This window comes from Mesorhizobium sp. M0633 (assembly GCF_040320645.1).
In the GTDB taxonomy this organism is placed as follows: domain Bacteria; phylum Pseudomonadota; class Alphaproteobacteria; order Rhizobiales; family Rhizobiaceae; genus Mesorhizobium.
Genome location: NZ_JAMYQC010000010.1, coordinates 171,868 through 198,698, shown reverse-complemented (window position 1 = coordinate 198,698; position 26,831 = coordinate 171,868). Strand labels below are relative to the sequence as shown.

General features: G+C 62.6%; 31 protein-coding genes and 1 pseudogene. 17 read left to right on the top strand and 15 right to left on the bottom strand.

The annotated features are described in order from the left end of the window. Nucleotides 1–2: 2 nt before the first annotated feature. A pseudogene (locus NKI47_RS13830) lies at nt 3–1,267 on the bottom strand (cysteine desulfurase-like protein). A gap of 48 nt (nt 1,268–1,315) precedes the next feature. Further along, entirely contained in the window at nt 1,316–2,383 is a 1,068-nt protein-coding gene (locus NKI47_RS13825) for an aldo/keto reductase (RefSeq protein WP_352590729.1), read from the bottom strand. 385 nt (nt 2,384–2,768) lie between these two features. Here NKI47_RS13825 and NKI47_RS13820 point away from each other — a divergent pair, with 385 nt between their 5' ends. Next, nucleotides 2,769–2,933 carry a hypothetical protein gene (locus NKI47_RS13820; protein ID WP_352590726.1) on the top strand — a complete coding sequence of 55 codons (165 nt, stop codon included), beginning with the start codon at nt 2,769–2,771 and terminating at the stop codon, nt 2,931–2,933. A gap of 52 nt (nt 2,934–2,985) precedes the next feature. On the opposite strand, the gene NKI47_RS13815 is transcribed toward NKI47_RS13820, so the two are convergent. Further along, a complete protein-coding gene (locus NKI47_RS13815) occupies nt 2,986–3,492 on the bottom strand; it encodes a DUF1993 domain-containing protein (RefSeq protein WP_023674743.1) in 507 nt (168 codons plus the stop codon). A gap of 123 nt (nt 3,493–3,615) precedes the next feature. Here NKI47_RS13815 and NKI47_RS13810 point away from each other — a divergent pair, with 123 nt between their 5' ends. Further along, the gene (locus NKI47_RS13810; protein ID WP_352570859.1) at nt 3,616–4,665 is read left to right on the top strand and encodes a DUF1176 domain-containing protein; all 1,050 of its coding nucleotides are present in this window, start codon (nt 3,616–3,618) and stop codon (nt 4,663–4,665) included. Here NKI47_RS13810 and NKI47_RS13805 read toward each other — a convergent pair. From NKI47_RS13805 to NKI47_RS13785, 5 genes are all read right to left on the bottom strand, one after another. Next, the gene (locus NKI47_RS13805) at nt 4,662–5,579 is read right to left on the bottom strand and encodes an alpha/beta hydrolase (protein ID WP_352590723.1); all 918 of its coding nucleotides are present in this window, start codon (nt 5,577–5,579) and stop codon (nt 4,662–4,664) included. The two genes, NKI47_RS13810 and NKI47_RS13805, sit on opposite strands and share 4 nt — an antisense overlap. 32 nt (nt 5,580–5,611) lie before the next feature. Beyond that, nucleotides 5,612–7,222 (bottom strand): NTP transferase domain-containing protein, encoded by a 1,611-nt coding sequence (locus NKI47_RS13800; protein ID WP_352590720.1) that lies wholly within the window; start codon nt 7,220–7,222, stop codon nt 5,612–5,614. Continuing rightward, a complete protein-coding gene (locus tag NKI47_RS13795) occupies nt 7,219–7,923 on the bottom strand; it encodes an XdhC family protein (RefSeq protein WP_352590717.1) in 705 nt (234 codons plus the stop codon). Before NKI47_RS13795 ends, NKI47_RS13800 begins: the two co-directional genes overlap by 4 nt. Before the next feature lie 6 nt (nt 7,924–7,929). Beyond that, entirely contained in the window at nt 7,930–8,268 is a 339-nt protein-coding gene (locus tag NKI47_RS13790) for an XdhC family protein (protein ID WP_352570856.1), read from the bottom strand. 226 nt (nt 8,269–8,494) lie between these two features. Further along, a complete protein-coding gene (locus NKI47_RS13785) occupies nt 8,495–8,989 on the bottom strand; it encodes a flavin reductase (protein WP_023674737.1) in 495 nt (164 codons plus the stop codon). A gap of 179 nt (nt 8,990–9,168) precedes the next feature. Here NKI47_RS13785 and NKI47_RS13780 point away from each other — a divergent pair, with 179 nt between their 5' ends. Together NKI47_RS13780 and NKI47_RS13775 are read left to right on the top strand one after the other, a co-directional pair. Next, the gene (locus NKI47_RS13780; RefSeq protein WP_352590714.1) at nt 9,169–10,242 is read left to right on the top strand and encodes a branched-chain amino acid ABC transporter substrate-binding protein; all 1,074 of its coding nucleotides are present in this window, start codon (nt 9,169–9,171) and stop codon (nt 10,240–10,242) included. 14 nt (nt 10,243–10,256) lie between these two features. Continuing rightward, nucleotides 10,257–11,276, top strand: coding sequence for a P1 family peptidase (locus tag NKI47_RS13775; protein ID WP_352590756.1), 1,020 nt, complete (start codon nt 10,257–10,259; stop codon nt 11,274–11,276). Nucleotides 11,277–11,322: 46 nt separating this feature from the next. Here NKI47_RS13775 and NKI47_RS13770 read toward each other — a convergent pair whose 3' ends face one another. Further along, a complete protein-coding gene (locus NKI47_RS13770) occupies nt 11,323–11,577 on the bottom strand; it encodes a DUF2171 domain-containing protein (RefSeq protein WP_023674734.1) in 255 nt (84 codons plus the stop codon). A 247-nt stretch (nt 11,578–11,824) separates the two neighbouring features. Between NKI47_RS13770 and NKI47_RS13765 the strand changes: the two genes are divergently transcribed. From NKI47_RS13765 to NKI47_RS13750, 4 genes are read left to right on the top strand one after another with little or no spacing between them, the layout of a single operon-like run. Further along, nucleotides 11,825–12,550 (top strand): DUF2259 domain-containing protein, encoded by a 726-nt coding sequence (locus NKI47_RS13765; protein WP_352590711.1) that lies wholly within the window; start codon nt 11,825–11,827, stop codon nt 12,548–12,550. Nucleotides 12,551–12,561: 11 nt separating this feature from the next. Next, entirely contained in the window at nt 12,562–13,062 is a 501-nt protein-coding gene (locus tag NKI47_RS13760; protein WP_352590708.1) for a hypothetical protein, read from the top strand. 59 nt (nt 13,063–13,121) lie between these two features. Further along, nucleotides 13,122–14,429 carry an adenylosuccinate lyase gene (purB, locus tag NKI47_RS13755; protein ID WP_352590705.1) on the top strand — a complete coding sequence of 436 codons (1,308 nt, stop codon included), beginning with the start codon at nt 13,122–13,124 and terminating at the stop codon, nt 14,427–14,429. Next, a complete protein-coding gene (locus NKI47_RS13750) occupies nt 14,429–15,001 on the top strand; it encodes an alpha/beta hydrolase (protein ID WP_352590702.1) in 573 nt (190 codons plus the stop codon). The genes purB and NKI47_RS13750 overlap by 1 nt, the downstream gene beginning before the upstream one ends. 1 nt (nt 15,002) lies before the next feature. Here the strand turns inward: NKI47_RS13750 and NKI47_RS13745 are convergent, their stop codons facing one another. Then, nucleotides 15,003–15,815, bottom strand: coding sequence for a VOC family protein (locus NKI47_RS13745; protein ID WP_352590699.1), 813 nt, complete (start codon nt 15,813–15,815; stop codon nt 15,003–15,005). Nucleotides 15,816–16,086: 271 nt separating this feature from the next. Here NKI47_RS13745 and NKI47_RS13740 point away from each other — a divergent pair, with 271 nt between their 5' ends. Then, nucleotides 16,087–16,635, top strand: coding sequence for an RBBP9/YdeN family alpha/beta hydrolase (locus tag NKI47_RS13740; protein ID WP_023674728.1), 549 nt, complete (start codon nt 16,087–16,089; stop codon nt 16,633–16,635). Between the two features lie 97 nt (nt 16,636–16,732). On the opposite strand, the gene NKI47_RS13735 is transcribed toward NKI47_RS13740, so the two are convergent. Further along, entirely contained in the window at nt 16,733–17,506 is a 774-nt protein-coding gene (locus tag NKI47_RS13735) for an HpcH/HpaI aldolase family protein (protein WP_352590696.1), read from the bottom strand. A gap of 118 nt (nt 17,507–17,624) precedes the next feature. After that, a complete protein-coding gene (locus tag NKI47_RS13730) occupies nt 17,625–17,945 on the bottom strand; it encodes a DUF1476 domain-containing protein (RefSeq protein WP_023674726.1) in 321 nt (106 codons plus the stop codon). A gap of 270 nt (nt 17,946–18,215) precedes the next feature. Here NKI47_RS13730 and purC point away from each other — a divergent pair, with 270 nt between their 5' ends. From purC to NKI47_RS13700, 6 genes are read left to right on the top strand one after another with little or no spacing between them, the layout of a single operon-like run. Then, nucleotides 18,216–19,010: a phosphoribosylaminoimidazolesuccinocarboxamide synthase gene (gene purC, locus NKI47_RS13725; protein ID WP_023674725.1), complete on the top strand. Its 795-nt coding sequence runs from the start codon at nt 18,216–18,218 to the stop codon at nt 19,008–19,010. A 40-nt stretch (nt 19,011–19,050) separates the two neighbouring features. Further along, nucleotides 19,051–19,293: a phosphoribosylformylglycinamidine synthase subunit PurS gene (purS, locus tag NKI47_RS13720; protein ID WP_023674724.1), complete on the top strand. Its 243-nt coding sequence runs from the start codon at nt 19,051–19,053 to the stop codon at nt 19,291–19,293. 1 nt (nt 19,294) lies between these two features. After that, nucleotides 19,295–19,963 carry a phosphoribosylformylglycinamidine synthase subunit PurQ gene (purQ, locus tag NKI47_RS13715; RefSeq protein ID WP_023674723.1) on the top strand — a complete coding sequence of 223 codons (669 nt, stop codon included), beginning with the start codon at nt 19,295–19,297 and terminating at the stop codon, nt 19,961–19,963. A 31-nt stretch (nt 19,964–19,994) separates the two neighbouring features. Beyond that, nucleotides 19,995–20,660 carry a glutathione S-transferase family protein gene (locus NKI47_RS13710; protein ID WP_352590693.1) on the top strand — a complete coding sequence of 222 codons (666 nt, stop codon included), beginning with the start codon at nt 19,995–19,997 and terminating at the stop codon, nt 20,658–20,660. 2 nt (nt 20,661–20,662) lie between these two features. Then, on the top strand, nt 20,663–21,073 hold the full coding sequence (locus NKI47_RS13705; protein ID WP_352457781.1) for a hypothetical protein: 411 nt from the start codon (nt 20,663–20,665) through the stop codon (nt 21,071–21,073). 4 nt (nt 21,074–21,077) lie between these two features. Continuing rightward, complete coding sequence (locus tag NKI47_RS13700) at nt 21,078–21,725, top strand: Pr6Pr family membrane protein (protein WP_352457782.1); 648 nt, start codon at nt 21,078–21,080, stop codon at nt 21,723–21,725. 22 nt (nt 21,726–21,747) lie between these two features. Here NKI47_RS13700 and NKI47_RS13695 read toward each other — a convergent pair whose 3' ends face one another. The 3 genes from NKI47_RS13695 to NKI47_RS13685 all read right to left on the bottom strand — a co-directional run bounded on the left by NKI47_RS13695 (nt 21,748) and on the right by NKI47_RS13685 (nt 22,865). Beyond that, entirely contained in the window at nt 21,748–22,050 is a 303-nt protein-coding gene (locus NKI47_RS13695; RefSeq protein ID WP_352590688.1) for a hypothetical protein, read from the bottom strand. A gap of 96 nt (nt 22,051–22,146) precedes the next feature. Continuing rightward, on the bottom strand, nt 22,147–22,449 hold the full coding sequence (locus tag NKI47_RS13690; RefSeq protein ID WP_352570851.1) for a type II toxin-antitoxin system prevent-host-death family antitoxin: 303 nt from the start codon (nt 22,447–22,449) through the stop codon (nt 22,147–22,149). A 164-nt stretch (nt 22,450–22,613) separates the two neighbouring features. Then, the gene (locus NKI47_RS13685) at nt 22,614–22,865 is read right to left on the bottom strand and encodes a DUF1127 domain-containing protein (RefSeq protein ID WP_023674717.1); all 252 of its coding nucleotides are present in this window, start codon (nt 22,863–22,865) and stop codon (nt 22,614–22,616) included. Nucleotides 22,866–22,958: 93 nt separating this feature from the next. Here NKI47_RS13685 and NKI47_RS13680 point away from each other — a divergent pair, with 93 nt between their 5' ends. Both NKI47_RS13680 and purL read left to right on the top strand, forming a co-directional pair. Continuing rightward, nucleotides 22,959–24,371: an aminotransferase-like domain-containing protein gene (locus tag NKI47_RS13680; protein ID WP_352590685.1), complete on the top strand. Its 1,413-nt coding sequence runs from the start codon at nt 22,959–22,961 to the stop codon at nt 24,369–24,371. Between the two features lie 149 nt (nt 24,372–24,520). Then, nucleotides 24,521–26,758 carry a phosphoribosylformylglycinamidine synthase subunit PurL gene (purL, locus tag NKI47_RS13675; protein WP_352590682.1) on the top strand — a complete coding sequence of 746 codons (2,238 nt, stop codon included), beginning with the start codon at nt 24,521–24,523 and terminating at the stop codon, nt 26,756–26,758. The last annotated feature ends 73 nt before the right edge of the window (nt 26,759–26,831 follow it).

The following is a 26,831-nucleotide window of genomic DNA, read 5'->3' as shown; positions in this document are numbered from 1 at the left end:
GCTCAGGATCGTTCCTGCCTCAGCATGGCGACAACGCGGTGCACGCTCTCCAGCGTCTCGTCGATTTCGGCTGAAGTGTTGTAATGAGCGATGCCGATGCGCACCACCCCCTGCTCGGCCGGAATGCCGAGCTGGTGGACGATCTCCCAGGCGTAGTTGTGGCCGGACCACAGGAAGATGTTTTCGGCATTCATCTGCCGCACGATCGTCTCCGGCACGATGCCTTCGACAGTGAACGACACCGTCGGCACACGCTCATTGATCCGCTTCGGATCGGTGATGCCGTGGATGGTCAGGCCGGCAATATCCGACAGACCGTCGATCAGCTGTTGCGCCAGCGGGTTCTCGTAAGCGATTGAAACTTCGAAGGCCTTGGCGATTTTCAGCCGACGCGATCCTTGCGCGCCGGCTGCCGCGCCCAACTCGGCAAAATAATCGACAGCCGCCGACAGGCCGGCCATCAGTTCGATTTGCGGCGTGCCGAGCTCGAAGCGCTCCGGCAGGGCATTGGACGAGCAGCGGCATTTATACGGCTTAAGCGCATCGATAACGTCCAGCCTGCCCCACAAAATTCCCATATGCGGGCCGAAGAACTTGTAAGCCGAGCAGATCAGGAAATCGCAGCCGAGGTTTTGGACGTCGATCAGGCCATGCGGCGCGAACTGGACGGCATCGACGTAGACCAACGCACCAGCCCGCCTGGCGATGCCGGTCAACGCCTTCACCCGGTTGATCGACCCGGTGAGATTGCTGGCGTAGTTGAGCGCGACGAGCCGCGTCCTCTCGGAAAGCAGCGCGGCGAGCGCCGCCTCCTCGATCTGCCAGCTCTGCTGGTCGAAAGGCAGCCAGCGCACGACAAGGCCAAGGTCTTCAGCCAGTTGCAGCCAGGGTGATACGTTGCCCTCATGGTCCATGCGGGTGAGGATGATCTCGTCCCCGGGCTTCATCGTGCGGCCGAGCGTTCGCGACATGTGGTAGGTCAATGTCGTCATGTTGGCACCCATGATGATTTCCTGCGGGCTCGCAGCGCCGAGAAAATCCGCCATCGCCAGATGGGCCTCGTCCACGATGTCTTGTGCGGCAACGGTGGTCTCGAAGAAGCCGCCGAGGTTGGCATTGGTGGTCAGCAAGCAACGCGATACTGCGTCCGCCACCCCTGCGGGACCTGCGAGCCGGCAGGATTGTCGAGATAGATGCGCCGGCGGCTCTTGTCGGTCAGCGACAAAGCCGGAAATTTCGCGCGCACCGCGTCGATCCGGAAGTCCACGGCTGTTCCCCTCTCCTTATGACGATCGGACAACCACGTCCCGACGCATCAAGGGCACGGATTGCCGACGCGCTGGTGGATCGCATCAACGGCTTTCTGCATGTCCTCGGTCCAGACCACGTCGGCGGAAGAGAGCGCCATTTCGAGTTGCGAAATGGTGGTGGCGCCGATGATGTTCGAGGTGACCAAGGGCCGGTTCGAGATATAGGCATTGGCAAACAGCGCCGGCTCCATGCCGAAGGTGCGCGCCAACCGGTTGTATTCGAGCTGTACCTCGGCAGCATTCGGAGTCTCGTAGCGCTGGCCGCGGTTGAACAACTGCGAGCGCGAGCCCTGCGGCCGCGCGCCATGATCGTATTTGCCGGTCAAATAGCCTTGCGCCAGCGGCGAATAGGCAAGCAGCGACACCTGCTCGCGCTCGCAGACTTCGGCAAGGTTCACCTCGAAGGTGCGATTGACGAAATTGTAGGCGTTCTGCAGCGAGGCGACGCGCGGGCCGAGGCCCTTGTCGGCTTCGGCGATGAAACGCATGACTCCCCAGGAATTCTCGTTCGACAGGCCGAAATGGCGGATCTTGCCGGCCTTCACCAGTTCATCGAATACGGCAAGCGTCTCGGCGATCGGCGTCTCGCCTTCCGGCACGCCGGCGGCATCGGAGCGTCGCGGTACGGCGCCGATGCGGTTCGGATTGGCGCCCCACGGCACGTCGCGTTCCGGCCAATGGATCTGATAGAGGTCGATGTAATCGGTGTTGAGCCTGGCGAGTGACTTATCGATAGCGTCGAAGATATCGGCGCGCACCAGCTTAGACGGGCGGTCGCCGCGAAACCAACTGTTGGTGGTGCGACCAACTACCTTCGAGGCGATGATCACCTGGTCGCGATTGCGCTTCTCCTTCATCCAATTGCCGATGATTGTCTCGGTACGGCCTTGTGTCTCCGCCTTGGGCGGGATCGGATAGAGTTCGGCGGTGTCGATGAAATTGACGCCGCGAGCAAACGCCAGATCCATCTGGGCGTGACCGTCCGCCTCGGTGTTCTGCTGGCCCCAGGTCATCGATCCGAGGCAGATTTGCGACACGAAAAGATCGGTCTGGCCGAGACGGCGTTTGTGCATGGAGTTTCTCCGGTGGGAATTTTTGCGCGGCTGCGCGAGGAGGAAACAACAGCATACAGGAAAGCGCCGCCCGCTTCCAAGCCCACCGCCGGCAGGCCAGGCGACTTTCCCAGGACGCCGGCGAACGGGGTTTATCCCCGCGGCCAATAAAAAGCCGGACCGCATTTTCATGCAGTCCGGAATTTCGCCAGGAATGGCGAGGAAAAACCGGCCAAGTGCCGGCACTGACTCCTACGGTCGAAGCGCCACAGAAGTTTCGCCGGAACAGCCGAATTATGTCAAAAAAGATCGGGGCAGCATGGCTGCCATGCGGATGCTGCACTGCACAATTGTCATGATCTGCCTATATTGGAGGCCGTGGAGGTTCAATAAAGGGGCTTGAATCATGGGATTCTTAACTGAAATGTTCGCCCGTCCGCGTCCGCGGGAACAGCTGCGTTATCGCGCGGCGCTGGCGCTGCTCCATTCGATGAGCAATGCCGATCGCGCCGATATCGGCGTCAAGCCGGCCGATTTCCCGCGCATCGCCCGGGAAATGTCCCTACGCTAAACAGCGCGCCGCGAGATATCCCGGCGCGGCCGGGATATCTCCCGAGCGAATCTCAACGCAATCCGAGGAAAATCGACTTGCCCAATGGCACGCCGTTGTGACGCAGGATGTCATAGGCGGTGGTCAGGTGGAAATAGAAATTGGGCATGGCGGCATGCAGCAGATACTGCATTCCCGGCATCGAAACCTCGCGTCCCGCAAGCCGCAGTTCGATCATCCTGTCATCTGAACCATCGAATTCGGCCGCCGAAAATGTCGCGAGATGAGCCAATGTCTTGGCAAGGCGGGCCTGCAGATCAGCGAAGCTCGCCTCATTGTCCTCATATTTTGGCACCTCGCGCCCGGCAAGCCGCGACGGCGCGCCTTTGGCGTGATCGGTGGCAATCTGTACCTGCCTGGTCAGCGCAAACATGTCCGGCGCCAGCCTCGCCGTCAGATACACCTGCGGATCGATCTTGCGATCAGCCGCATTTTGCTCGGCAATGTTCAGCACGTTGGCTAGTGCCTTCAGCCTCGCCGAAAATACCGGCACGGATGCTTCATACATTGATATGGTCACAAGAAATCTCCACGCGGCCCGACTGCCCACGGCGAGAGGTAGCGCTTTCGCAGGCGATTGTTCAAGCGTCACCACGCCGCCGCAATCGATATGATAGGATTTTTCATCGAGTGGAGGTTCCCGATGAGACGCGCCTTGTTCGCAGCGACCGCTTTTTTCTCCCTTGCCGCTACCAGCCAACCGGTGCTCGCCGCCGACGCGCCTTACATAGACGACAGGTCGAATGCCGAAGCGGTCATCCGGTCGCTTTATAGTGCCATCAGCCGGCACGAATTCGCGCGCGCCTGGGACTATTTCGGCGACACCAAGCCGGCCAAGGATTTCAATTCCTTCGTCAAAGGCTATGACGGCACGGACACGGTCGAAGTCAAAACCGGTGGCGTATCCGAAGACGGGGCTGCCGGCAGCATCTACTACAGCGTTCCGGTCGCCATCCGGGCGACGGCCAAGGACGGCAGCGAGAATGTCTTTGCCGGCTGCTATACGCTGCGCCAGATCAACGCCTCGATCCAGGAACCGCCATTTCGCGCAATCTTCATCGACAAGGGTGCGCTGAAACCCTCAAAGGCCGATTTCGAAGATGCCGTGCCGGCAAGCTGCGGCGAAGGACCGCCGCCGCCGAAGAAGGACGCAGCGCTTGAGCAGGCCAACAAGGCGTTTGCCGCGACTTATGGCGACCAGTGCGACAAGGACATGCCCGGCGGCGATCCGCGAGGAGAGCCGGACGCCTACTCGCTCCGCTACAAGGATGCGGGGGCGGCCGAAAACGAGCCCGAACGCGAGACACGGCTGTTTCGCTTTTTCTGCTCGATGGCCGCCTACAATGAGAGCGCAGTCTATTACATCTACGACGACGTATCGGGCGTCCGGCAATTACAATTCGCGTCACCGGAACTCGATATTCGCTATGAGAACAACAATAGCGAAGGCAAGGTCGAGGGCATCAACATCATCGGCTTCCAGACTGACGACCAGTTGGTCAACTCCGAATATGACGAGGCCACCAAAACGATTTCATCCTTGAACAAGTGGCGCGGCGTCGGCGACGCCTCGTCGGCCGGCACCTACCTGTTTCGCCACGGCAATTTCTCGCTGGTGCAGTATGAGGTCGATGCCTCTTATGACGGCGAGATCAACCCGCAGACCGTGCTCGACTACAACACCGCGCCCTAAGGGACCTTCGATAACATCCAGTTGAGTGTGCCCCGCCAGTCGGTCATGCGGATCGGCGTGCCATGTGTGCCGGTCTCGAAGCGGACAAAGCGGGTCGGGTAGGCTTTCGATTTGCCCAGAATCGATCGGAAGAAGGCTTCCTGTTTCTCGATTGGAAACACCGGGTCCTTGCTGCCCTGGCCGAAGAAGACCGGCACACGGCGCTTGAATGCGGAGCTTGAGAAGAAACTCTCGTCCCACAGCGAGCCGAGCAGCAGCAGCCCGTCGATGCGCCCGCCGGAGTCCTTGCGGCCTGCCAGCTTCCAGCACAACGCGCCGCCCATAGAGCCGCAGGCGACGAAGATTTTTGCGCGCGGCGACTGTTCGGCATAGTGGCCGATCAATGCGGCGATCTGGGCGGCACCGGTGTCGCCGAAATCGGAAAAATCCGGCGACAGATAGAGGCCGCCATTACCGGCCATCAGGTTCTTGATACGGTTGAAATTGCCGCCGAAAGTGAAGTCGTCAGCACCCTGCTTACGGCTGCCGCCCTGCCCGTGCAGATAAAGCACGATGATGCTGGCGCCCCCGGTCTTGCCGACGGCAATGTGGCGGACATCGCCTGCATCGGTCGGCAGCAATAGATCCTGCTGCACCTTACGCACGCCGGTGTCGGTGTATTGCGCGTGCACACGACGCTCAGGCACTTCGTCACGAGCGTTGATGTCGCGCAGCTCACGATAATCGACGACCGTATAGGCGCCGTTGCTCTCGGACGAGAGTGTGACCGGATAGGCGAACAGATCGTCCTTGAAGGGTTTGAGTTCGAGAGCGTTGGCGTAAGTGGCACAAAAGAGCGACCAAAGAATCGCGATCAGAAGGGCCGGGAGGCCGGAGGGGGGCAAGCGGAACCGGAGGCAGGAACGAAAGGCCATTCCGCAGCCATGCGTTTTTCGGCTTCGGTTTGTCAATCCTGCAGCACGCCGCCGGCGCTTTCCAGCGCCTCGCGCGTGTCGACATCGACGGCTGCCCCTTCGCCGATCTCGACATCGATGACGTCGAGCCCTTCGGCCTCGACCAGATGGCGGGCACCGGTATCGCCTTCGAGGTGAGCGATCGCGGCGAACAGCGAGCGCGGCAGCAGCACCGGGTTGCCGCGCCGGCCATCATGAGCGGCGCGCACCACCGATCGCCCTTCGGACTTGCGGAACGCCTCGATCAGCCTGTCGAGGTCGGCCGAGGCGACGCCGGGCATATCGCCGAGGACAATCATGGCGCCGGCGGCGTCGCCGGAAATCTTGGCGATGCCGGCCTTCAGCGACGAAGACAGACCCTCGGCGAAATCCGGATTGTCGGCGAAGGTCACATCGAGGCCAGACAGTGCACTGCGCACGCGCTCGCGCTGGTGGCCGGTGACGACGATGGTGGCCGCGGCTTTCGAACCGACCGCGCGTTCGGCAGTGCGACGGACCAGCGGCTTGCCGTCGAAGAGCGCCAAGAGCTTGTTCGGCCCGCCCATGCGGCTGGAGCGGCCGGCGGCCAGAAGCACGATCTCGACCTTTGGTTCGGCTTTGGCCGGCAATGGCTCGCGCGGCTGCGGCCGCGTCGGAATTTCCATCAACAGCCCGCCGACGCCCATGCCGGCGATATCCCTGGCGGTCACGTCGAGACCGGCGATCAGCCGGTCGAGCACCCAGTCGAAGCCGTTCTCCTTGGGACTGCGGGCGCAGCCCGGCGCACCGATAATGCGCTTGCCGCCGAGTGTGCCGAGCACCAGCAGATTGCCGGGATCGACCGGCATACCGGCGCGGATGACAGTGCCGCCTGCCTTTTCGATGGCAGCGGGAACGACGTCGCCGAAATCGGCCATCGCCGAGGCGCCGAAGATAACCACCATATCGTTGTCGCGGATCAGCGAGGCCGCAGCCTCGGCGACGGGGATAATTTCATGCGGGGTTCGACGCTCCGCCGTCAGCCCGCCGCCCGAACGCGCCAAGCGTGCTTCGGTGACGCGCAGCGTCTTGTCGAGCACGCTGGGTTTGATGCCGGGCAGCACCGTCTGGATGACGCCGACGCGCACCGGCTGATAGGCGTTGACCGCAAATATCTCGCCGCCGGCGCAGATCCTTGCCACGGCATCGACCAAAGCGGAGGCGACCGCAAATGGGATGATCTTCACCGTTGCTACCATCTGACCTTTTTCGACCGGCGCATGCTGCGCCAGCGTGGCGATGGTGATCGTCGGATCGACGGCGTTGATGGCGTCGATCATCGCCGCGTCGACGGTGAACATGCCGGCAGCCTGCGCGTGGAGGTTGACCCTACCTGTCGCGGCGGGCCTCGCCTCGATGTTGCGATGGATCATGGATGCGGCGATCTTTTCGGCAGCGACGTCCTCGCTGAGATCATCGGGCGCCAACACCGCCGCTACGACCTCGGAAATGCCAGCGGCCTTCAACAGGGACACATCCCCGGCGCTTAGCCTGTGCGCCTTGCGGAAGCGGCGCTCTCCGGCTGTGGTGGCGTGCGCCAGCACTGCCCCTTCGGCCGCATCGATCGCAACGGGACCAAATTTCACGCGACCGCGCCTTTGGATTCGAGACCACGGGAGCGAAAGGCGTGGATCGCTTGCGCCAACACCGCGACGGCGATCTCGGCCGGGCTGGCAGCCCCAATGTCGAGGCCGATCGGGGCATGAATGCGGGCGATCTGGTCGGCGGTCGCTCCCGAAGCCAGCAGGCGTTCCACACGTTTGGCGTGGGTCTTGCGGCTGCCGAGCGCGCCGACATAAAAGCAGCCGGCGTCGAGCGCCGCCTTCAGCGCGAAATCGTCGATCTTCGGATCGTGGGTGAGAGCAGCCAGCGCCGTATAGCTATCGAGCGGCTGACGCGTCAGCACATCCTCTGGCCATTCGGCATGCAGCGCGATATCGGGAAAACGATCGGGCGTGGCAAAGGCCGTTCGCGGATCGATGATCTCGACAGGATAGCCGGCGATCCTGGCCATCGGTGCCAGCGCCTGGCTGATGTGGACGGCGCCGATCACCACCAGGCGCGGCTGCGGCAGATGTGCGTTGAGGAAGAAGGTCCGTCCCTCAGCTTCGGCCGAACCGGAATTGCCCGTGCGAAATGCCTTGGCGATGGCCGCCCCGAGTTCGCCGGCTACCCGGTCGCCCTCGCGCACGACACGGTCGCGGCCGTCGCCGAGATCGGTGACCAGGATTGCCGCGCGGCGGGCGCGGCGTTCGGCGTTGAGTGTCTTCAGCGCATAGGGATCCATTCGAGATCAACCCAATCTTTCTACATAGACCTTGATGCGGCCGCCGCATGACAGGCCGACTTGCCAGGCGGTCTCGTCTGCGACGCCGAATTCGAGCATTTTGGCCGTGCCGCTATCGATAACATCGACCGCCTCGGTCACCACCGCGCCTTCGACGCAGCCGCCCGAGACGGAGCCGTGGAAATTGCCTTCCGCGTCGATCACTAGGTGGCTGCCGACCGGGCGCGGCGCCGAGCCCCAGGTCTCGACCACGGTGGCAATGGCGACATCCTTGCCGTCCTTCATCCAGCCCTCCGCGATGATCAGCGGATCGCGGGCCTCATCGAGATAGATACTGTGTTCCATGATTTTCTCCCTGGCAGACATGTGGTTATGCGACGCGCTTCGCGCCAGCCTGGATCCACCGCCGCGGGTCGACCGAACGCATAAAAACAGCACGGTCGCCAGCGACCGGTCCGCCACATAATCCGCACGGGTCAACAGATCGAGCGTCTCGTCGATCATCCGCGGCGCCGGACGCGGTTTTCAACTCGGTCATTCTGTCTTCGCGGGCGCGGCCATCTGAAAGCCTCTACAAAGCGTGGTAGCCGCGGTTGTGATAGATCAGCGGCCGCAAATTATCGCCGATGCGCAAACCTGTAACCTTGCCAAAAAGCACACGGTGGGTGGCCAGATCCTTGGAGTCGATCAGTTCGCAGTCGAAGACGGCGAGCGCGCCCTTCAGCGTCGGCGCACCGGTCGAGATCACATCCCATTCGGCCAACGCGAAACGCTCCTCGACCGGCAGGCCGGTAATGCCGGAAAAGGCGATCGACAGCGGCTCCTGATCCGAAGCCAGCGTGTTCAGGGCAAATTTGCCGTTTTCCACGAACGGCTCGTTCTTGGGATTTTCACGATTGAGGCAAACCAGGATGGTTGGCGGCGTGTCCGACACCGAGCAGGCCGCGATCACCGTCGCGCCGCGCCTGCCGGCAGGGCCATCGGTGGTGACTACATGCACATGGCCAGCAAAATGGGCCATCGCGTCGCGGTAGGCCTGCGGCCCGATGTCATTCTTCTTCAGCACCGATGATTTTCCACTAGTCAGAACCAACCGTTATATATGGGGGGATATTGCAGGCCACAAGCGAAGTGCTTGACCTATATCCCGAATTCGCGTGTTGCGCCAAAGCTGGCCAGCCTTTAGGTCTTGACGGCATTGGCGCCGGCAACCACGCGACCGGCGTGGAGGAATTCTTCGCTCGCATGCGACCTTGGACAACCACGATAGCGGTGCTGGCCTGGCTCTCGGTCGCCTGCAGTGCAAATGCCGAGACGCTGCTGGTCGGCGTCGCGGCACCTTTGTCGGGGCCGTCGGCGATCCTCGGCAAACAGATCGAGGCCGGCGCGACAATGGCGGCTGAAGCGAACGATGCCGAAATCAAGTCGATCGATGACGCCTGCACGGCCGACGGTGGCGCCGCCGCCGCGCGGGAGTTCACCGCGGCCAAGGTCAACGTCGTCATCGGGTTTTTGTGCACCGACGCAATCGAGGCGGCTCTGCCGATCCTCAAGGATGCCGGCATACCGGTGATCACCGTCGGCGTGCGCACGGAAAGCCTGACCGACCGGCGCGCCAAGACCGGATGGCCGATCTATCGTCTCGGGCCGCGCGGCGACGACGAGCGCAATGCCGTCGCTGCCATCCTCACCCGCCTATGGCAAACCGAGCTGTTCGCCATAGTCGACGACGGCACGATCTATGGCCGCGAAATGGCCGAGACGTTTCGGGCAGCCGCCGAGCAAGCGGCTCTGAAGCCGGTGTTCGTCGACACGTTCCGGCCGCAGCTCGACAACCAGATCGGCCTGATCGGCCGGCTGAAGAAAGCCGGCGCAACGCATGTCTTTGCCGGCGGCGACGGCGATGATGTCGCCATTATGGGCCGGGATGCCGGCCAGCTAAATACCGGCATGGTGTTTGCCGGCGGCGAAGCGTTGCGCGCGCCGCTCGGCGACGTGCCTTATGCCGTCGGCACGCTGATGATCGCGCCGCCCGAATGGGCCGACGTCGCCGACCCCAAGGTACTGCAAAGCTTTGCAGCACAAAACATCGTGCCGGAAGGTTACACGCTTCCCGCCTATGCCGCGGTCGAGATCGCCAAGGCGGCTTCAGCATTGCCGCAAAGCTCCGGCGAGAGGCTGGCCAACGTGCTGACCGCGCATGACTTCACCACGGCGATCGGACCGATCCGCTTTGACGAAAAAGGTGACCTGACGCAAAATCCTTATCGAGCCTACCGTTTCGACGGCGGCCGTTTCGCGCCGGCGGAGAGCCAATGATGTCCAGCACAGGGATGTTCCATACGGGTCCGCGCAATCTCATCACGGACGTCGCCGGCCTGCGTGTCGGCAATGCGGCGAATGCCAAGCTGAAATCCGGTGTGACCACCGTCATCTGCGACGAACCGGCCGTGGCCGGCGTGCAAATCCTGGGCGGTGCGCCGGGCACCCGCGAAACCGACCTGCTCGAGCCGCACAATTCGATCCACGCCATCCATGCCGTGGTGCTTTCGGGCGGGTCGGCTTTTGGCCTCGACGCCGCGTCGGGGGTGCAGGCGGCATTGCGTGAAAGGGGCATCGGCGTCGAGGTCGGCGGCTTTCGCGTGCCGATCGTGCCGGCGGCGATCCTGTTCGATCTGCGCAATGGCGGCGACAAGGATTGGGGCCGGTATCCGCCTTACCGCGACCTCGGCTACGAAGCCGCGCAAGCCGCCGCGATCGACTTTGCGCTCGGCACCGCCGGCGCGGGTGCCGGCGCGCTGAGCTCCGGCCTGAAGGGCGGGCTCGGCTCGGCCTCGACGGTGCTGGACAGCGGCGTCACCATCGGCGCGCTTGCCGCCGTCAACCCGACCGGCTCGGTGACGGTCGCCGGGACCCGCCATTTCTGGGCGGCACCGTTCGAGATCGGCGACGAGTTCGGCGGGTTAGGCTATCCCCACCCGATGCCTGACGATGCCAGAAAGGTCCTGCTGAAGTTCCGTGACAAGCATGCGGCAGAGCAGGCGGAAACCGGCGCCAACACGACCATCGCCGTGATCGCCACCGATGCGGTACTCACGAAGGCCGCCGCCAAACGCCTGGCGATATCGGCGCATGACGGCTTTGTCCGCGCCATTTGGCCGACGCATACGCCCGCCGACGGCGATCTGGTCTTCGCGCTGGCAACGGGCAAGAGCGGCATCGAGCTTGAGCCCGACGATGCAATCGATCTCTACGCCGCGGCCGGCGCCACGATGGCGCGCGCCATCAGCCGCGGCGTCTTTGCCGCGACGCCGGCCGAGGGCGATCTGTTCCCGGTCTGGTCGTCGCGCTGAACGCGCAACGCTCATTCGGGTGAGCCGTAATCAGACTGGATTATGATCAGGTGGGTTCGGATTTTTCTTCCTCGAACGTGACCGCAACATCCGAGTTTGCCGACAGCCGCACCTTCTGGCCCTCGACCTCGGCGACAAGGCTGAGAGGAATGAAGTGGTGATGGCCCCTGTGCGCGCCCTCGCCGCTGTCGCGCTTGGTCAGCTTTATGCGATCTCCGTCAACCTTGTCGACGGTACCGACATGGACGCCGTCGGCACCGATCACTTCCATACGTTCGCGAATCTTGGCTGCATCTGTCATGGGGGTCTCCCTTAGAGCGCCGCGCGTCCCTTTGGACGCGCAAACGACGCTCTAAACATTTTGAATCAATGCATCGTGCCTTCCGAAAATCGATTCTGATTTTCGGAAGGCACAATGCGGTGAAGCTGCCGACAATAACAAACGGCGGCCGGATTGGATGCATCGACTTTGTGTTTCAGTCAGCACGATCTTTTGACGGCATCGTGATAGGAATTTAACGGCGTCGACCGCCGGAATGGAAAGCCCCATGCGAAATCTTGCCCTGTTTGCAGTCTGCCTGCTTGCCCCGCTTGCAACTTTGGCCGCCGCCCACGCAGGCGATGTCGCCGAGCTTGAGATCCTCGGCTTCAGCAGTGATGGCGGGGTCTTTGCCTTCGAGGAATACGGCGTCCAGGACGGATCGGGATTTCCCTATGCGACCCGCTATTATATCGACACGGCCGACGACAGTTTCCTGAAGGGCTCGCCGATACGTGTCCGGCTCGACGACGAGAATGCCACGGTGGCCGCAGCGCGGCTGCAGGCCCGGCAAAGGGGCGAAGCGATCGTCGGTCAGGCGGAACTCACGGCAAATCGCGGCATCACCGCCGGCTTCAACCCGGTGACCGAGCTTTCTGCCGATCCCTTCCGCATGGTGGTCAATCCGCGCCCGATCTTCTCGCCGGTCGACGATCCGCTCGAGTTCCGGCTCGACCAGATCGGCATGAACGACACCGAACGCTGCCAGAGCCAGGGCGAGATCAATGGCTTTCGCCTGCTGCGCATCGAGGCGAAGGATGGCGGCCAGACGAGGATCATTCACGAGGACAAATCGATCCCGCAAAGCAGAGGCTGTCCGAATGGCTACCAGATCGGCGCGGTTCAGACATTTTCGCTGGATAGCGTCAGCACCTATGCCGTGCTGATCGCGGTGCGCCAATACGGCTTCGAAGGGCCGGACTATCGCTGGATCGCGGTAACCGGTCGCCTGTGACGTTCCCCGCCATGCGCTATCGCGCCCTGCATCGTCTCCGCCGCTCCTTGCCGCCGCTGCGCACCGCATTTGCCGGTGCCTTGTTGTGGGCCATGGCGATGGGCGCCAGCGCGCTGCTCAATCTGCTGTTGTACGATTGGGAGACCCCGGTAAAGATCCGCTTCGTCTCGCTGCTTTATGCTGCCGGCGGCGCGCTGGCCTTCCCGGTTGGGCTGTTTATGGCGCGGCTCGTCTCGCTCGGACGCCACTGGGAAATCGCCGTCGCCGCCGCCTTCGTCTGCCTTCTCGCCGCGACAATTACCTTCACCGGCGGCCTCTTTGGGCTGCAATACCGCTCCTACTACGTCCAATGGCATGCACCCGCGCTCACCATCACCTGGGTTTTCCAGTTCGTGTTCACGATGTTGACGGCGCTCTATCAGTTCGTCGTCCTTGGCATCCGGCTGTATTTTCCGCTCGGTTTCATTGCGCTCGCTGTCGCCAGTGTCTGGTTTGCGCGCCAGCAACGTTGAGCATTTTGCCTGCCTCTGATAGGACGCGGGCAAATGCTCTCGCAAGTCAGGACCGACTGATGATCCCTCGCTACTCCCGGCCGGAAATGGTGGCCATCTGGTCGCCCGAAACCCGGTTCCGCATCTGGTTCGAGATCGAGGCCTACGCCTGCGACGCATTGGCCGAGCTCGGCGTCATCCCGAAGGAGGCCGCCAAGACCATCTGGGAGAAAGGCGGAGCGGCGAAGTTCGACGTCGACGCCATCGACGAGATCGAGCGGGTCACCAAGCATGACGTCATCGCCTTTCTCACCCATCTTGCCGAATTCGTCGGGCCGGATGCCCGCTTCATCCACCAGGGCATGACATCCTCCGACGTTCTCGACACCTGTTTTGCCGTGCAGCTCACCCGCGCCAGCGACATCCTGCTGGCCGACATTGACGGGCTGCTGGCGGCGCTCAAGCGCCGCGCCTTCGAGCACAAGGACACCATCACCATCGGCCGCAGCCACGGCATCCATGCCGAGCCGACCACCTTCGGCGTCAAGCTGGCGCAGGCCTATGCCGAATTCTCGCGTTGCCGCGATCGGCTGGTGCATGCACGCGAGGACATCGCCACCTGCGCCATCTCTGGTGCGGTCGGCACCTTCGCCAATATCGACCCTTATGTCGAAGAATACGTGGCCAAGAAACTCGGACTGAAGCCGGAGCCGGTGTCGACGCAGGTGATCCCGCGCGACCGCCACGCGATGTTCTTCGCCACGCTCGGCGTGATCGCCTCGTCGATCGAGCGGCTGGCGATCGAGGTGCGCCATCTGCAGCGCACCGAGGTACTTGAAGCAGAAGAGTACTTTTCACCCGGACAGAAGGGCTCGTCGGCGATGCCGCACAAGCGCAACCCGGTGCTGACCGAGAACCTCACCGGCCTTGCCCGCATGGTGCGCTCCTTCGCATTGCCGGCAATGGAGAATGTGGCGCTGTGGCACGAGCGCGACATCTCGCATTCCTCGGTCGAGCGCATGATCGGGCCCGACGCGACGGTGACGCTCGATTTCGCGCTCTCACGCCTGACCAGCGTCGTCGACAAACTGCTGGTCTACCCCGACAACATGCTGAAGAACATGAACAAATTCCGTGGCCTTGTGCATTCGCAGCGCGTGCTGCTGGCGCTGACGCAAGCCGGTGTTTCGCGCGAGGACGCCTACCGGCTGGTGCAGCGCAACGCCATGAAGGTATGGGAGCAAGGCGCTGATTTTCTTGAGGAACTTTTGGCCGACAAGGACGTTGTCGCAGCCTTGCCCGAGGCCGAGATCCGCGAGAAATTCGACTTGGGCTATCATACCAAGCACGTCGATACGATCTTTAGCCGAGTGTTTGGAGAAGCCTGATGATTTCGTCGGCCGGAGATTTCGATTTCCTCGCCCTGCCCGGGCGCGGCAATTCCGGGCCGGATCATTGGATGTCGCATTGGTGCCGGGTGTTCCCCAATTCGAGCCGCGTGCTGCAGGCCGAGTGGGACCGGCCAAAGCCTGAAGACTGGATCGGCCAGGTGGATGCCGCGGTGGCCGCCGCTCCGCGCCGCGTCGTGCTGCTTGCGCATTCGCTGGCGGTGGCGACGGCGGTGAAGTGGGCTGCTGGGGCCAGTCAAGGCCAACTCGACAAGGTCGCGGCGGCATTCCTGGTTGCCGCGACCAATGTCGACGATGCCGATCCCTCATTCGACGCGGTGCGCCCGTTCGCGCCGATGCCGCTGAAGCGCCTGCCCTTCCCGACATTGGTGGTGGCGAGCCGCAGCGACCCACGCGTCACCTTCGACAAGGCGACCGCTTTTGCCGCAGCCTGGGGCGCGGATATCGCCGATGCCGGCGATCTCGGCCATATGGGAAACGAGGCCCGCCTGGGCGTATGGCCAGCGGGCCTGCTCATGCTTGGCCGCTTGCTCGAAAAAGCGAACCTCTAACCTACGCCTTACCGGGAACCGTCCTTATTACCGTGCCCCACGGATCCTCGCGGGTGGTCTCGCTTGCGGCATTGTCCGAGCGCATCTCGACCCAGGCCAAGCCGGAGCGGGCGGGATCGCGGCGACCGGCGCCCGCGCTCTGCCACGCATTTGCGCCAATGTGGTGATGATAGCCGCCGGACGACAGGAACACCGCCGCGCCACCGTACTTTGCCACTGTGTCGAAACCGAACTCCTGATGCCACCATGCTTCGGCTTCTTCCGGCCTGCCGACCCGCAAATGGACGTGGCCGATAATGCTGTTTTCCGGCGCGCCCTGCCAGCCGGTGTCGCCGGCCGGCACCTCGGCAACGACCGACGGAATGTTCAGCCGCTCCGTCGCCATCGCTATCTTGTCACCGTTCCATTTCCAGTCCTGCGGACGGCGGTCGGCATAGATCTCGATGCCGTTGCCTTCCGGATCGGTTAGGTAAAGAGCCTCGCTGACCAGATGATCGGATGCGCCCTCGATGCCGATCTTGCCGGCGATGGCGTGATTGATCCAGCGGCCGAGATCGGCCCGGCTGGGTAGCAGGAAGGCGGTGTGGAAAAGACCGGCGCTGCGCGGGTCATCGGGTTTCGCGGCCGGATCCGCTTCGATGTCGAGCAAAGGGCGATTGACTGCGCCGAGCGTAATCGTGCCGCCGGCGCGGCTCAGTTCCTGCAAACCGACGACTTTGCGATAGTAGGCAGCGAGATTGTCTGCATCGCGCGCCCGCAAGCCGACGCGGGCAACGCTGACCGGGGTCGTCGCGGCAAAAGGCAGTTCGCTCATCAAAGTGCTCCGTTCAGGCGGCGCTCGACAAGCTTCCAACAGAGCAATCCGGCGCCATCAATCATTCTACGCCATGTCCGTGCCAAAATCTCGGAACAGCCATTCTTTCCTGGCGACAGATCGTTGATCGCGATCGTTCACACAAGAGCGCAAGAAGCGAACAGGGTGTTCACAATAGCGAGCAGAACCGGGCTCGTGAGCGGCCGTTTGCGTGTCGCTGTTGAGTTCATACCCGGTTGCACCCGACAGCGCCTCTCGCTACATGCGCGCCATGAAAGTCAGGGAAGCAGATATTCTCATCGTGCCGGGCTACACCAATTCCGGCCCCGATCATTGGCAGAGCCGCTGGCAGTCGAAACTATCGACAGCGCGCCGCGTCGAACAGGCGGAATGGTCGAAGCCGGTGCGCGAGGATTGGACGGCCGGTGTCGCCAAGGCGGTTAACGAGGCCGAGCGGCCGGTCGTCATCGTCGCCCATTCGCTTGGCGTCGCGGCGGTCATTCAAGCATTGCCTCGGTTCGAGAGGCCGGTCGCCGGCGCTTTCTTCGTGGCGCCGCCCGATGTCGCCAATCCAGAGATAAAGCCGAGGCACCTGATGACCTTCGGCCCCTATCCGCGCGACCCGCTGCCGTTTCCGTCGGTGGTGATCGCCAGCCGCAACGACCCGTTCTGCGCCTTCGGCGTCGCCGAGGACATTGCCGGGGCGTGGGGCTCGCTGTTCATCGACGCCGGGGATGCCGGTCATCTCAACGCGGATTCCGGCTTCGGCCCCTGGCCTGAAGGCTCGATGACGTTCGCAAAATTCCTGACGGATCTCTAGAGCGGTTCACCGCTTCACGGAAACGGCGAACCGCTCTATCTCTTTGTTTTGACGCAATTCCGGACGGAAAACCGTTTCACACTTTTCTGGAATTGCTCTAGGAAGCGATCGAATCCCTGACGCTGCTCAGCAGGGTCTTTGCCCCAAGCGAAATCAGCGAATGCTCGGAACCCATCGCCAGCAGCCGGTAACCCATCGACACCACGCGACCGGCGATGGCCGGTTCCATCACATAGATCGCCGCATGCTTGCCGGCTTTGCGGGTGCGCTCGGCGATCGAGGCGACGGTCCCCATCATGCTCTCCAGCGTCGAACTGACGGTGGTGCCCTGCGACCAGGCGATCGAGAAATCCGACGGGCCAAGGAAGATACCGTCGATGCCCGGCGTGTCGAGGATGCCGTCGAGTGCATCAAGCGCGGCCCGCGTTTCGACCATGGCGAACGCCATGGTGCGCTGGTTGCTGTCGCGCAGCCAGTCGGCATAGTCGCCCTTGCCATGGCGCGGAAAAGCATAGGTCGGGCCCCAGGAGCGCTCGCCGAGTGGCGGGTATTTCATTGCGGTAGCAAACAGCTTTGCGTCCGCCACCGAATTCACCATCGGGGCGATCACCGCCTCGGCGCCGAAGTCAAGCGCACGGCTGGCCATGTCGAAGCGGCCGACCGGGATGCGTACCAAAGCCGGCTTGTTGGCGGCCAGCACCGGCACAAGCCCGCGCAGCACGCTATCCTCGTGATGCCCACCATGCTGCATATCGAGCGTAACCGCGTCGAACCCTTGCCTGGCCAGTATCTCGACCGTCAAGGCATCCGGCACGCCGGACCATGCGGTGAACAGCGTCTCGTCGGCCGCAAGGCGTGACTTCAGGGACATTGGCGATTTCCTCTTTGCTTGCAGCAATTCAGCCGGAAATGACCGCAAAGGCAAAGAAAAACCGCCCGGTGAGGCCGGGCGGTCGATTGGTCCAGCATTCGAAGAGTATCGATGGGGATCAGGTGTTCTTGATCTGCTCGATCGCCTGCGCCATCAATTCATCCATGGTGCGGCGGATCTGATGGTCCGACTGGTCGATGCCGGCCGCATCGAAATCCTTGCGTATCTTGCGGAAAACGTCGTGATCGCCGGCTTCCTCGATGTCGCTGACGACCACTTCCCTGGCATAAGCGTCGGCATCGGCGCCGGACTTGCCGAGCTTTTCGGCAGCCCACAGGCCGAGCGCTCTGTTGCGGCGTGCCGCAGCCTTGAACCGAAGTTCCTCGTCGAATGCGAATTTGCGCTCAAAGCCCTCTTCGCGGTCTTTCATGCTGCTCATGGCATCCCTCCGTGAAATCCGATTCGTTGTGCCAATATGTGTTGCCGGAGCACAAACCAAAAGGGCGCCGGCCGGTCAATATGCTACATTGCTTGCTGCGCTGCGGCATTTCGGTGCCCGAAAGCGGTTGATTGAAAGGATTTGCCGATTGAGCAAACAGTGCGATTGGGATAGACACCGGCATTGAACCCCACCGTCGCCATCTTATTTTAGGCAGACGGACAGGAACTGGTCGCTTGCCGCCTGCCCGCAAATCCAGAGAAAAATCAGATGAAAAATCGCCGCCGCATTTATGAAGGCAAGGCCAAGATCCTTTATGAGGGACCGGAGCCTGGCACGCTGATCCAGTTCTTCAAGGACGACGCTACCGCTTTCAACAAGAAGAAGCATGAAATCGTCGATGGCAAAGGCGTGCTCAACAACCGCATTTCCGAGCACATCTTCAATCATCTCAACCGGATGGGCATTCCGACCCACTTCATCCGCCGGCTCAACATGCGCGAGCAGTTGATCAAGGAAGTCGAGATCATCCCGCTCGAAGTGGTGGTGCGCAACGTCGCCGCCGGCTCGCTGGCCAAGCGCCTGGGCATCGAGGAAGGCACCGTGCTGCCGCGCTCGATCATCGAATTCTATTACAAGGCCGATGCGCTCGACGATCCGATGGTATCGGAAGAGCACATCACCGCCTTCGGCTGGGCGAGCCCACAGGAGATCGACGATGTCATGGCGCTGGCCATTCGCGTCAACGACTTCCTTTCCGGCCTGTTCATGGGCGTCGGCATCCAGCTGGTCGATTTCAAGATCGAATGCGGCCGCCTGTTCGAAGGCGATATGATGCGCATCGTCGTTGCCGATGAGATCTCGCCGGATTCCTGCCGGCTGTGGGACGTGGCGACGCAGGACAAGCTCGACAAGGACCGCTTCCGCCGCGACATGGGCGGGCTGGTCGAGGCTTATCAGGAAGTTGCCCGCCGTCTCGGCATCATGAACGAGAACGAGCCACCGCGTCCGGCCGGGCCGGTGCTCGTCGCATCGACCGACGGTGTCAAAGGTAAGCCGCACTGACGGCTTGCCCGCTCAACAGGTGAACAGGAGCATGTCCAGCGTGATCAAGGCCCGCATTACCGTAACCCTCAAGAACGGCGTGCTAGACCCACAAGGCAAGGCAATCGAGCACGCGCTGTCCGGAATGGGTTTCGGCGGCGTCGGCCAGGTGCGGCAAGGCAAGGTTTTCGACGTCGAATTGGCCGAGAGCGACAGCGCCAAGGCCGAGGCCGATCTGAAAGCCATGTGCGACAAGCTTCTGGCGAATACAGTGATTGAGAATTACGCGGTGGAGATCGCCTGAGGTGAAATCAGCCGTCGTCCTGCTCCCAGGCCTCAATCGCGACCGCGACATGATCGCGGCGCTGACCAAGATTTCCGGCACGCCGCCGGTCACCGTCTGGCAGACCGACACCGAAATTCCCGATGTCGACCTGATCGCCATTCCCGGCGGCTTTTCGTTCGGCGATTATCTGCGCTGCGGCGCCATTGCCGCGCGCATGCCAGTAATGCGGGCTGTGGCCGAAAAGGCGGCCAAGGGCGTCACGGTCATCGGCGTCTGCAACGGCTTCCAAATCCTGGTCGAGGCCGGCTTGCTGCCGGGCGCATTGATGCGCAATACCTCGCTGAAATTCGTCTGCCGTCAGGTGAAGCTGCAGATCGCCAATGCCAACACGATGTTCACCCGCCGCTACCAGCCGGGCCAGATCATCCGGGCGCCGGTGGCGCACCATGACGGCAATTATTTTGCCGATGCCGAAACGCTGGCCCGCCTCGAAGGCGAAGGCCAGGTGGTGTTCCGCTATGCCGAAGGCACCAATCCCAACGGCTCGATCAACGACATTGCCGGCATCGTCAACGGCCGCGGCAACGTGCTCGGCCTGATGCCGCATCCCGAGAACCTGATCGAAGCGGCGCATGGCGGCAGCGACGGCCGGGCGCTGTTCGAAAGCGCGCTGGGCATCGCTGCTTGATGCCTTCAATTTTCCTCCTGGAGCCACGGTCATGAAACTCTATTCGCGGCCGTTGTCGCCCTATTCGTCGATCGTGCGGGCGTTGGCCTACATCAAGAACGTGCCGCTCAAGCTCATTGCACCGCCGCCGGGGTTTCCCATCCCGGAGGCGTTTCGTGCCATCTCGCCGTTGAACCGGATTCCGGTGCTGATCACCGGCTCCGGCGAAACGATCGTCGAATCGGTGGTCATCGCCGAATATCTGGAGGAGCGCTTTCCCGAGCCGGCGCTGCTGCCGAGGGACTCGAAGGACCGGGCGCTGGTGCGCATGTTCGCCCGCATCACCGACCTCGACGTGCTCGCCCCGACGATGAAGCTGTTCGAGCTCCATTTCGTGCCGCAGCGCAACGAGGCGGAGATCAAGGCACAGTTCGCCCGATTGCATCACGGGCTTGCGGCAATCGAGGCCCGCATGGCGCATGGCCCGTTCGCGCTCGGCGACGACATCTCCTTTGCCGATGCGTGGTTGACGCCGACCCGCTTCGTCTTCAACAATTTCAGGACAACGATCGGCCGCCCCGATTTGCTTGACGCCTATCCGAAATTCGATGCCTACGAGCAAATCGCCTTGCAGCATCCGGCGCTGTCGCGCGTCTGGGGTGAGATGACAGACGGTCTGAAGATCTTTCTGTCCGAACTCGAGATGGGCGCCGCTTGAACATGAGACCGACGACCACGCGCCTCGCCGTCGCTACTGCCGCCGGGCTTGTACTCGCCTCCTGCCAGTCAGGCCCGAAGAGCGCGCCGGCGCCGGCGGGCAAGAGTGCGTCACTGCTTGCCATGGAGCAGGTGGCAATAGCTGCCCACAAATGCTGGATCGCCAGCAAGGACCCTGCCTTCAAATCTTACCAGATGGCCAACGAGCTGAATTCGTTCAGCGGCACGCCGCGCTTCCTGCTGGTGCCGGCCAAACATTATGGTGGAAAGCCGTTGCTGGTCGTGCAGGCGCAAGGCAATTCGAGCCGCGTCGACGTGTTCGGCCCATTGATGGCGGAACCGCTCGGCGCCCGCATCGGCTCGGACATTGCCCGCTGGCAGGCGGGCAATCCGGCCTGCGGCGCTGCTGCCTAGCCCAATGGGTCGCGTGCTGCAGATCACCGGTCTGGTCGTCGGCCTGGCCGGGCTCGTCCTGCAGCTCTGCATCACCGTCCCGGCATCAATGGAAGCCGGCCGCGGCTTTGCCGGCTCGCTGGTCTTCTATTTCAGCTTCTTCACCATCCTGACCAACATCGGCGCGGTGCTCGTCCATGCCTCGTTGCTGTCGTCGACGGGTTATGCCTGGTTTCCGGCCTTTTCCGCGCCACGGATGCGGGCGGGCGTAGCCGTCGCCATAACGCTGGTCCTCATCGTTTATGCAACGGTCCTGGCGCAGCTTTGGCAGCCGCAAGGGCTGTTCCTGCTCTGCGATGTGCTCCTGCACTATGTGACGCCGGTGTTGTTCGTGCTGTGGTGGCTTGTGGCAGGCGCCGACGGCTCGACGCGGTGGCGCGACATCTCCTGGTGGATGATCTATCCGATCGCCTATCTGGCCTACGCGCTGCTGCGGGCGCCGATTGCCGGTGAAGTGCCCTACCCGTTCCTCGATCTCGCCAAGAACGGCGCGACCAGCGTCGCCGTCTCGGCTCTGGCCATCACCGGGCTCTTTCTGATGCTGTGCATCGTGGCGGTGCTTGTGGACCACGGTGTCACGCGGATCAGGGCGGCGGGCGTTCATCCGCGATGATGCTCTCCCGCCGCGGCAGCCTTTAGCGTCTTGGCACGGTTCGCGCGGCGCCTGCACGGATCGCCGCAGCAGCTTCGCGAGCGATCCGTGACATGAACTTGCGCGTGAATTGGCCGAGCGGCTTGGCATCTTCGAGCGCCCAGCTCGTCGCGAGATCATCGGTGTTGAATTCGTCGACGATAACCCAGGCTGGGGTAAAGAGGGTGGCGCGGCGGGCCTCGGTCTCAGGAATCTCAACATAGTGCGCGCCAGGTCGTGGCGGCTGGCTCGTGATTGGAAAGAGCAGGGCCTGCTTGCGGCCATTCTTGCCGGCAACGATCAGCATAACGCAAGTCGGCCGCGCCTTGCGTCCGCTTTCCTCGCCCCGGTCATATTCCCTTGCCCACAAATAGGAATAAGAATGATCTGTCCGTGGCCGGGTTCAGTCATCCCGAACATCATCTCGCGCGACTGCGTCGAGGCCGGTTAGAAGCCTGTCGCGTTCCTCGGCCGACAGATCCTCGACGCGGTGTGCCCGTTGCGCGCTGCGACTGGTGATGCGGTCGAACTGCTCTGCCGTCAGGAGAACGAACTTGCGCTTGCCGCGCTTGGTAATGTCAACAGGGCCGCGGAACGCGGCCTCAACAACCTCGCCGGATTTGTTGCCGAGATCTGTGAGGGTGAAACTTGCCACGGTCATCTCCTTCGTTATCCCCAAAATAAGGGAATTAGCTGTTTTCAGCAATACCCCTATTCACTGGAGACGTCGCGAGCGAATGCTGTGAGGGCACGAAGGAGGATGGTATCTCAGTGATGAAGAAGATCGCGTTGGTTCCGATGTCGATATTGACGCTCTCGTCTAACCGCCGATATGCCACGCGACGTTCGAGACGGAGCATCCGGCTGCTCTCAGTCCCAAAACGCCCTCAGCCCCTCACGATGGGCATCGCAACGCGAGATACCGATGTCCTTGAGCTGGTCGTCAGTCATCTCGAGCAGGACCAGCCGGCTGCGCCGGCGATCCATTAACCCGTCGATCCACCTCGCGAAGGATCTGAGCGTACGCACCAGCCGACTGACATAGGTCGGCCTGCCCGGCGGGCGCGCCACCTGCACCTGCAATTCAACTGCCGCGTAGCGGATTGTCTCTATTGTACCCATTTTCTTTCTGCCAAGATTGCAATTGTGCCCTTTTGTACAGCCCGCTTCATATGTATTGACTCTCATTTCGGTGCAATGTAAAAAATTGTCACCATGACAACTTGGCTTCCAGACCTTACAGCCGGCACTGGCCCGCTCTATCAGCGGCTTGCCGATTCCATCGAGACGGACATCGACCGCGGCCTGATCGGTGCAGGGGCAAAGCTGCCGCCGCAGCGCGATTTGGCATACGACATCGGCACGACTGTCGGCACGGTCGGCAGGGCCTATCAATTGCTGCGCGAGCGGGGATTGGTCAGCGGCGAGGTCGGCCGCGGAACCTATGTTATCGCTCAACAGTCGGAGAGCGCAAAGCCGGATTTCCTGGGGCCGGTCGAACAAGGCACGCGCTATATGGATGCGCCCGGCGACAAACTGCGCTTCGATAGCACCGCCGCACCGGATGTCGGCCAGGGTGCCATCGTCGCTGACGTGTTGACACGCACGGCGCAAGACCATCCGCATGAGATTTCAAGCTACACGCGTGATTTCCCGGACCGCTGGTTCGAAGCCGGCAGGCGCTGGCTGTCGCGCAATTCCTTTCGCCCGGCGGCGGATGCCATCGTTCCCACGCTCGGCACCCACGCCGCGGTGATGGCAACCATTGCGGGGCTCACCTCCCCCGGCGACTATGTCGTCTTCGAGCACCTCACCTATTCGCAGATTTCCCGCAGCGCCGGCTTGATCGGTCGCCGGACCGCACTGGTGGTGGCGGACGACGAGGGCATCGATCCCCAGGATTTCGAGCGCGTCTGTGCGCAAAAGCACCCGAAGATGATGTTTTTGATGCCGACGGCCAAGAACCCGACACTGACAACGCTGTCGGCATCGCGCCGCGAGGCAATCGCGCATGTCGCCCGTCAATATAACGTCGTCCTGATCGAGGACGATCTCTATGGCGGACTGACCGATGACCCAACGCCTTTAATGGCCGAATATGCTCCCGAACGGACCATCGTTGCCGGCGGCCTCTCGAAATCGGTCGCGGCGGGTGTTCGCGGCGGTTGGCTCGCTTGCCCGCCGGCCTATCGTCACCGCATCCGGGTTGCCCACAAGATGATGACGGGCGGCCTGCCGTTTCTGCTGGCGGAGGTGGGCAGCCGGCTGGTGCTGTCCAGTCAGGCCGCCGAGATGCGCAAGCGCAGCATTGCCGAGATCGGTGCGCGCATAGCGATCGTGCGCGAGACACTCGACGGCTTCGACTTCAAGGCGCTGGATAATGTGCCGTTCGTCTGGCTCACTTTGCCCGACCCGTGGCTTTCCGGCACTTTCAAACAGGCCTGCCTCGAACATGGCGTGCTCATCGACGACGAGGATGAGTTCAAGGCAGGGCGTTCTGAACAGGCCTTTCACGGCGTGCGGTTTGGCATCTCGCAGCCGCGACAGCGGGACGATATCGCGCACGGCGTCGCGGTGATCCGGCGGCTTCTGGACGAGGGCCGCGCCGGCTACGACAGCTTTTCCTGAACCGGCTTGAAACCGGCGGGTCGAGTGGCGATCTTTCGCTACTTGCCGTCAGCTGTTGCTTTCCATCGTTTTAGTCATCTAACGGGGTGTATCGGCTGCAAAGCTTGCGATAAGACGGGACTCGATCCCAAGGACACAATTTGCCGACCATGACCATTTCCAATTCCGTGCCGATCACTCCGGAACTCATTGCCGCGCACGGGCTGAAGCCCGACGAGTACCAACGCATCCTCGACCTGGTCGGGCGCGAACCGAGCTTTACCGAACTTGGTATTTTTTCGGCGATGTGGAACGAGCATTGTTCCTACAAATCCTCGAAGAAGTGGCTGCGCACGCTGCCGACCACCGGGCCGCAAGTCATCCAGGGCCCGGGCGAGAATGCCGGTGTGGTCGACATCGGCGACGGCGACTGCGTCGTCTTCAAGATGGAGAGCCATAACCACCCCTCCTATATCGAGCCTTATCAGGGAGCTGCGACCGGCGTCGGTGGCATCCTGCGCGATGTCTTCACCATGGGCGCGCGGCCGATCGCGGCGATGAACGCGCTGCGCTTCGGTGCGCCGGACCATCCCAAGACCAAACACCTCGTTGCCGGCGTCGTTTCCGGCGTCGGTGGCTATGGCAATTCCTTCGGCGTGCCGACGGTCGGCGGCGAGGTCAATTTCGACGCCCGCTACAACGGCAATATCCTGGTCAATGCGTTTGCCGCGGGCCTCGCGAAGACGGACGCAATCTTTCTGTCCGAGGCCAAGGGCGTCGGCCTTCCGGTCGTCTATCTCGGCGCCAAGACCGGGCGCGACGGCGTCGGCGGCGCCACCATGGCCTCGGCAGAGTTCGACGACAAGATCGACGAGAAGCGGCCCACGGTCCAGGTTGGCGATCCCTTCACCGAAAAGTGCCTGCTCGAAGCCTGCCTCGAACTGATGGCGTCCGGCGCCGTTATCGCCATCCAGGACATGGGTGCCGCTGGTCTCACCTGCTCGGCGGTCGAGATGGGCGCCAAGGGCGACCTCGGCATCGAGCTCGACCTCGACAAGGTGCCGGTGCGTGAAGAGCGCATGAGCGCCTATGAGATGATGCTTTCGGAGAGCCAGGAGCGCATGCTGATGGTGCTGCGCCCCGAAAAGGAAAAACAGGCCGAGGCGATCTTCCACAAATGGGGCCTTGATTTTGCCATCGTCGGCAAGACCACCGACGATCTGCGCTTCCGCGTGCTGCACCAGGGCGACGAGGTCGCCAACCTGCCGATCAAGGATCTCGGCGACCAGGCGCCGGAATATGACCGTCCCTGGGTCGAGCCGAAGAAACCGGCGCCATTGGCTGGCGATGCACCGCGAACCGATGTGGCCGACGCACTCCTCAAGCTGCTGGGCGGACCGGACCTCTCCTCGCGCCGCTGGGTGTGGGAGCAGTACGACACGCTGATCCAGGGTAATTCCCTGCAGCTTCCCGGCGGCGACGCCGGTGTCGTGCGCGTCGATGGTCATCCGACCAAGGCGCTCGCCTTCTCCTCCGACGTGACGCCGCGCTATTGCGAGGCCGACCCTTACGAGGGCGGCAAGCAGGCGGTTGCCGAATGCTGGCGCAATCTTACCGCCACCGGTGCTCTGCCGCTCGCGGCCACCGACAACCTCAATTTCGGCAATCCGGAACGGCCGGAGATCATGGGTCAGTTGGTCGGCGCGGTGAAAGGTATTGGCGATGCCTGCAGGGCGCTCGGCTTCCCGATCGTCTCCGGCAACGTCTCGCTCTACAATGAGACCAACGGCCAAGGCATCCTGCCGACACCAACCATCGGCGGCGTCGGTCTGATTGCCGACTGGTCGAAAATGGTGCGCATCGGCTTTGCCGCCGAAGACCAGATGATCGTGCTGGTCGGCGCCCCGACGATATGGGGCTCGCATCTTGGCCAGTCGGTCTATATGCGCGACATCTTTGGCCGCGCCGACGGCCCGCCGCCGCCGGTCGATCTCGGCCACGAGAAGCGGGTCGGCGACCATGTGCGGGCACTGATCGCCTCCGGTGTTGTTACCGCGGCGCATGACGTTTCCGATGGCGGCATCGCGGTGGCGCTGGCCGAGATGGCGATGGCCTCCGGCATCGGCGCGACCATTCCCGGCCTGATCGGTGCAGATCCGATCCCGGTCTGGTTCGGCGAGGACCAGGGCCGTTATCTGCTGACGCTGTCGATCGACCCGCAGAGCGAGCAATGGGACGCCATTCGCGAACAGCAAAACAAGCTCGGCGTTTTTGCGCCGTGGATCGGCTCGACCGGCGGCAGCGAACTGAAGCTGGGCGAGGCGCGTGCGATACCGGTCAGCGAATTGACCGCCGCCCACGAATCCTGGTTCCCTCGCTTCATGGCAAATGAGGTCGTGGACCCGTGATGTGATCGAGTGGGCCCCTTTCCCTGTGGTTCATCCGCCATTTCGACCATATCTATGAGATCACGACCTGAAC

Bases quoted from the DNA above. Each gene is read 5' to 3' on its own strand.
- NKI47_RS13805 (WP_352590723.1), bottom strand. From the start codon at position 5,579: ATGGCCTTTCGTTCCTGCCTCCGGTTCCGCTTGCCCCCCTCCGGCCTC.
- NKI47_RS13760 (WP_352590708.1), top strand. From the start codon at position 12,562: ATGCGCTATCGCGCCCTGCATCGTCTCCGCCGCTCCTTGCCGCCGCTG.
- NKI47_RS13745 (WP_352590699.1), bottom strand. From the start codon at position 15,815: ATGAGCGAACTGCCTTTTGCCGCGACGACCCCGGTCAGCGTTGCCCGC.
- purB (WP_352590705.1), top strand. From the start codon at position 13,122: ATGATCCCTCGCTACTCCCGGCCGGAAATGGTGGCCATCTGGTCGCCC.
- NKI47_RS13750 (WP_352590702.1), top strand. From the start codon at position 14,429: ATGATTTCGTCGGCCGGAGATTTCGATTTCCTCGCCCTGCCCGGGCGC.
- NKI47_RS13795 (WP_352590717.1), bottom strand. From the start codon at position 7,923: ATGGATCCCTATGCGCTGAAGACACTCAACGCCGAACGCCGCGCCCGC.
- NKI47_RS13695 (WP_352590688.1), bottom strand. From the start codon at position 22,050: ATGCTGATCGTTGCCGGCAAGAATGGCCGCAAGCAGGCCCTGCTCTTT.
- purL (WP_352590682.1), top strand. From the start codon at position 24,521: ATGACCATTTCCAATTCCGTGCCGATCACTCCGGAACTCATTGCCGCG.
- purC (WP_023674725.1), top strand. From the start codon at position 18,216: ATGAAAAATCGCCGCCGCATTTATGAAGGCAAGGCCAAGATCCTTTAT.
- NKI47_RS13735 (WP_352590696.1), bottom strand. From the start codon at position 17,506: ATGTCCCTGAAGTCACGCCTTGCGGCCGACGAGACGCTGTTCACCGCA.
- NKI47_RS13710 (WP_352590693.1), top strand. From the start codon at position 19,995: ATGAAACTCTATTCGCGGCCGTTGTCGCCCTATTCGTCGATCGTGCGG.
- NKI47_RS13810 (WP_352570859.1), top strand. From the start codon at position 3,616: ATGAGACGCGCCTTGTTCGCAGCGACCGCTTTTTTCTCCCTTGCCGCT.
- NKI47_RS13820 (WP_352590726.1), top strand. From the start codon at position 2,769: ATGGGATTCTTAACTGAAATGTTCGCCCGTCCGCGTCCGCGGGAACAG.
- NKI47_RS13680 (WP_352590685.1), top strand. From the start codon at position 22,959: ATGACAACTTGGCTTCCAGACCTTACAGCCGGCACTGGCCCGCTCTAT.
- NKI47_RS13700 (WP_352457782.1), top strand. From the start codon at position 21,078: ATGGGTCGCGTGCTGCAGATCACCGGTCTGGTCGTCGGCCTGGCCGGG.
- NKI47_RS13730 (WP_023674726.1), bottom strand. From the start codon at position 17,945: ATGAGCAGCATGAAAGACCGCGAAGAGGGCTTTGAGCGCAAATTCGCA.
- NKI47_RS13825 (WP_352590729.1), bottom strand. From the start codon at position 2,383: ATGCACAAACGCCGTCTCGGCCAGACCGATCTTTTCGTGTCGCAAATC.
- NKI47_RS13780 (WP_352590714.1), top strand. From the start codon at position 9,169: ATGCGACCTTGGACAACCACGATAGCGGTGCTGGCCTGGCTCTCGGTC.
- NKI47_RS13770 (WP_023674734.1), bottom strand. From the start codon at position 11,577: ATGACAGATGCAGCCAAGATTCGCGAACGTATGGAAGTGATCGGTGCC.
- NKI47_RS13790 (WP_352570856.1), bottom strand. From the start codon at position 8,268: ATGGAACACAGTATCTATCTCGATGAGGCCCGCGATCCGCTGATCATC.
- NKI47_RS13775 (WP_352590756.1), top strand. From the start codon at position 10,257: ATGTTCCATACGGGTCCGCGCAATCTCATCACGGACGTCGCCGGCCTG.
- NKI47_RS13765 (WP_352590711.1), top strand. From the start codon at position 11,825: ATGCGAAATCTTGCCCTGTTTGCAGTCTGCCTGCTTGCCCCGCTTGCA.
- NKI47_RS13685 (WP_023674717.1), bottom strand. From the start codon at position 22,865: ATGGGTACAATAGAGACAATCCGCTACGCGGCAGTTGAATTGCAGGTG.
- NKI47_RS13740 (WP_023674728.1), top strand. From the start codon at position 16,087: ATGAAAGTCAGGGAAGCAGATATTCTCATCGTGCCGGGCTACACCAAT.
- NKI47_RS13705 (WP_352457781.1), top strand. From the start codon at position 20,663: ATGAGACCGACGACCACGCGCCTCGCCGTCGCTACTGCCGCCGGGCTT.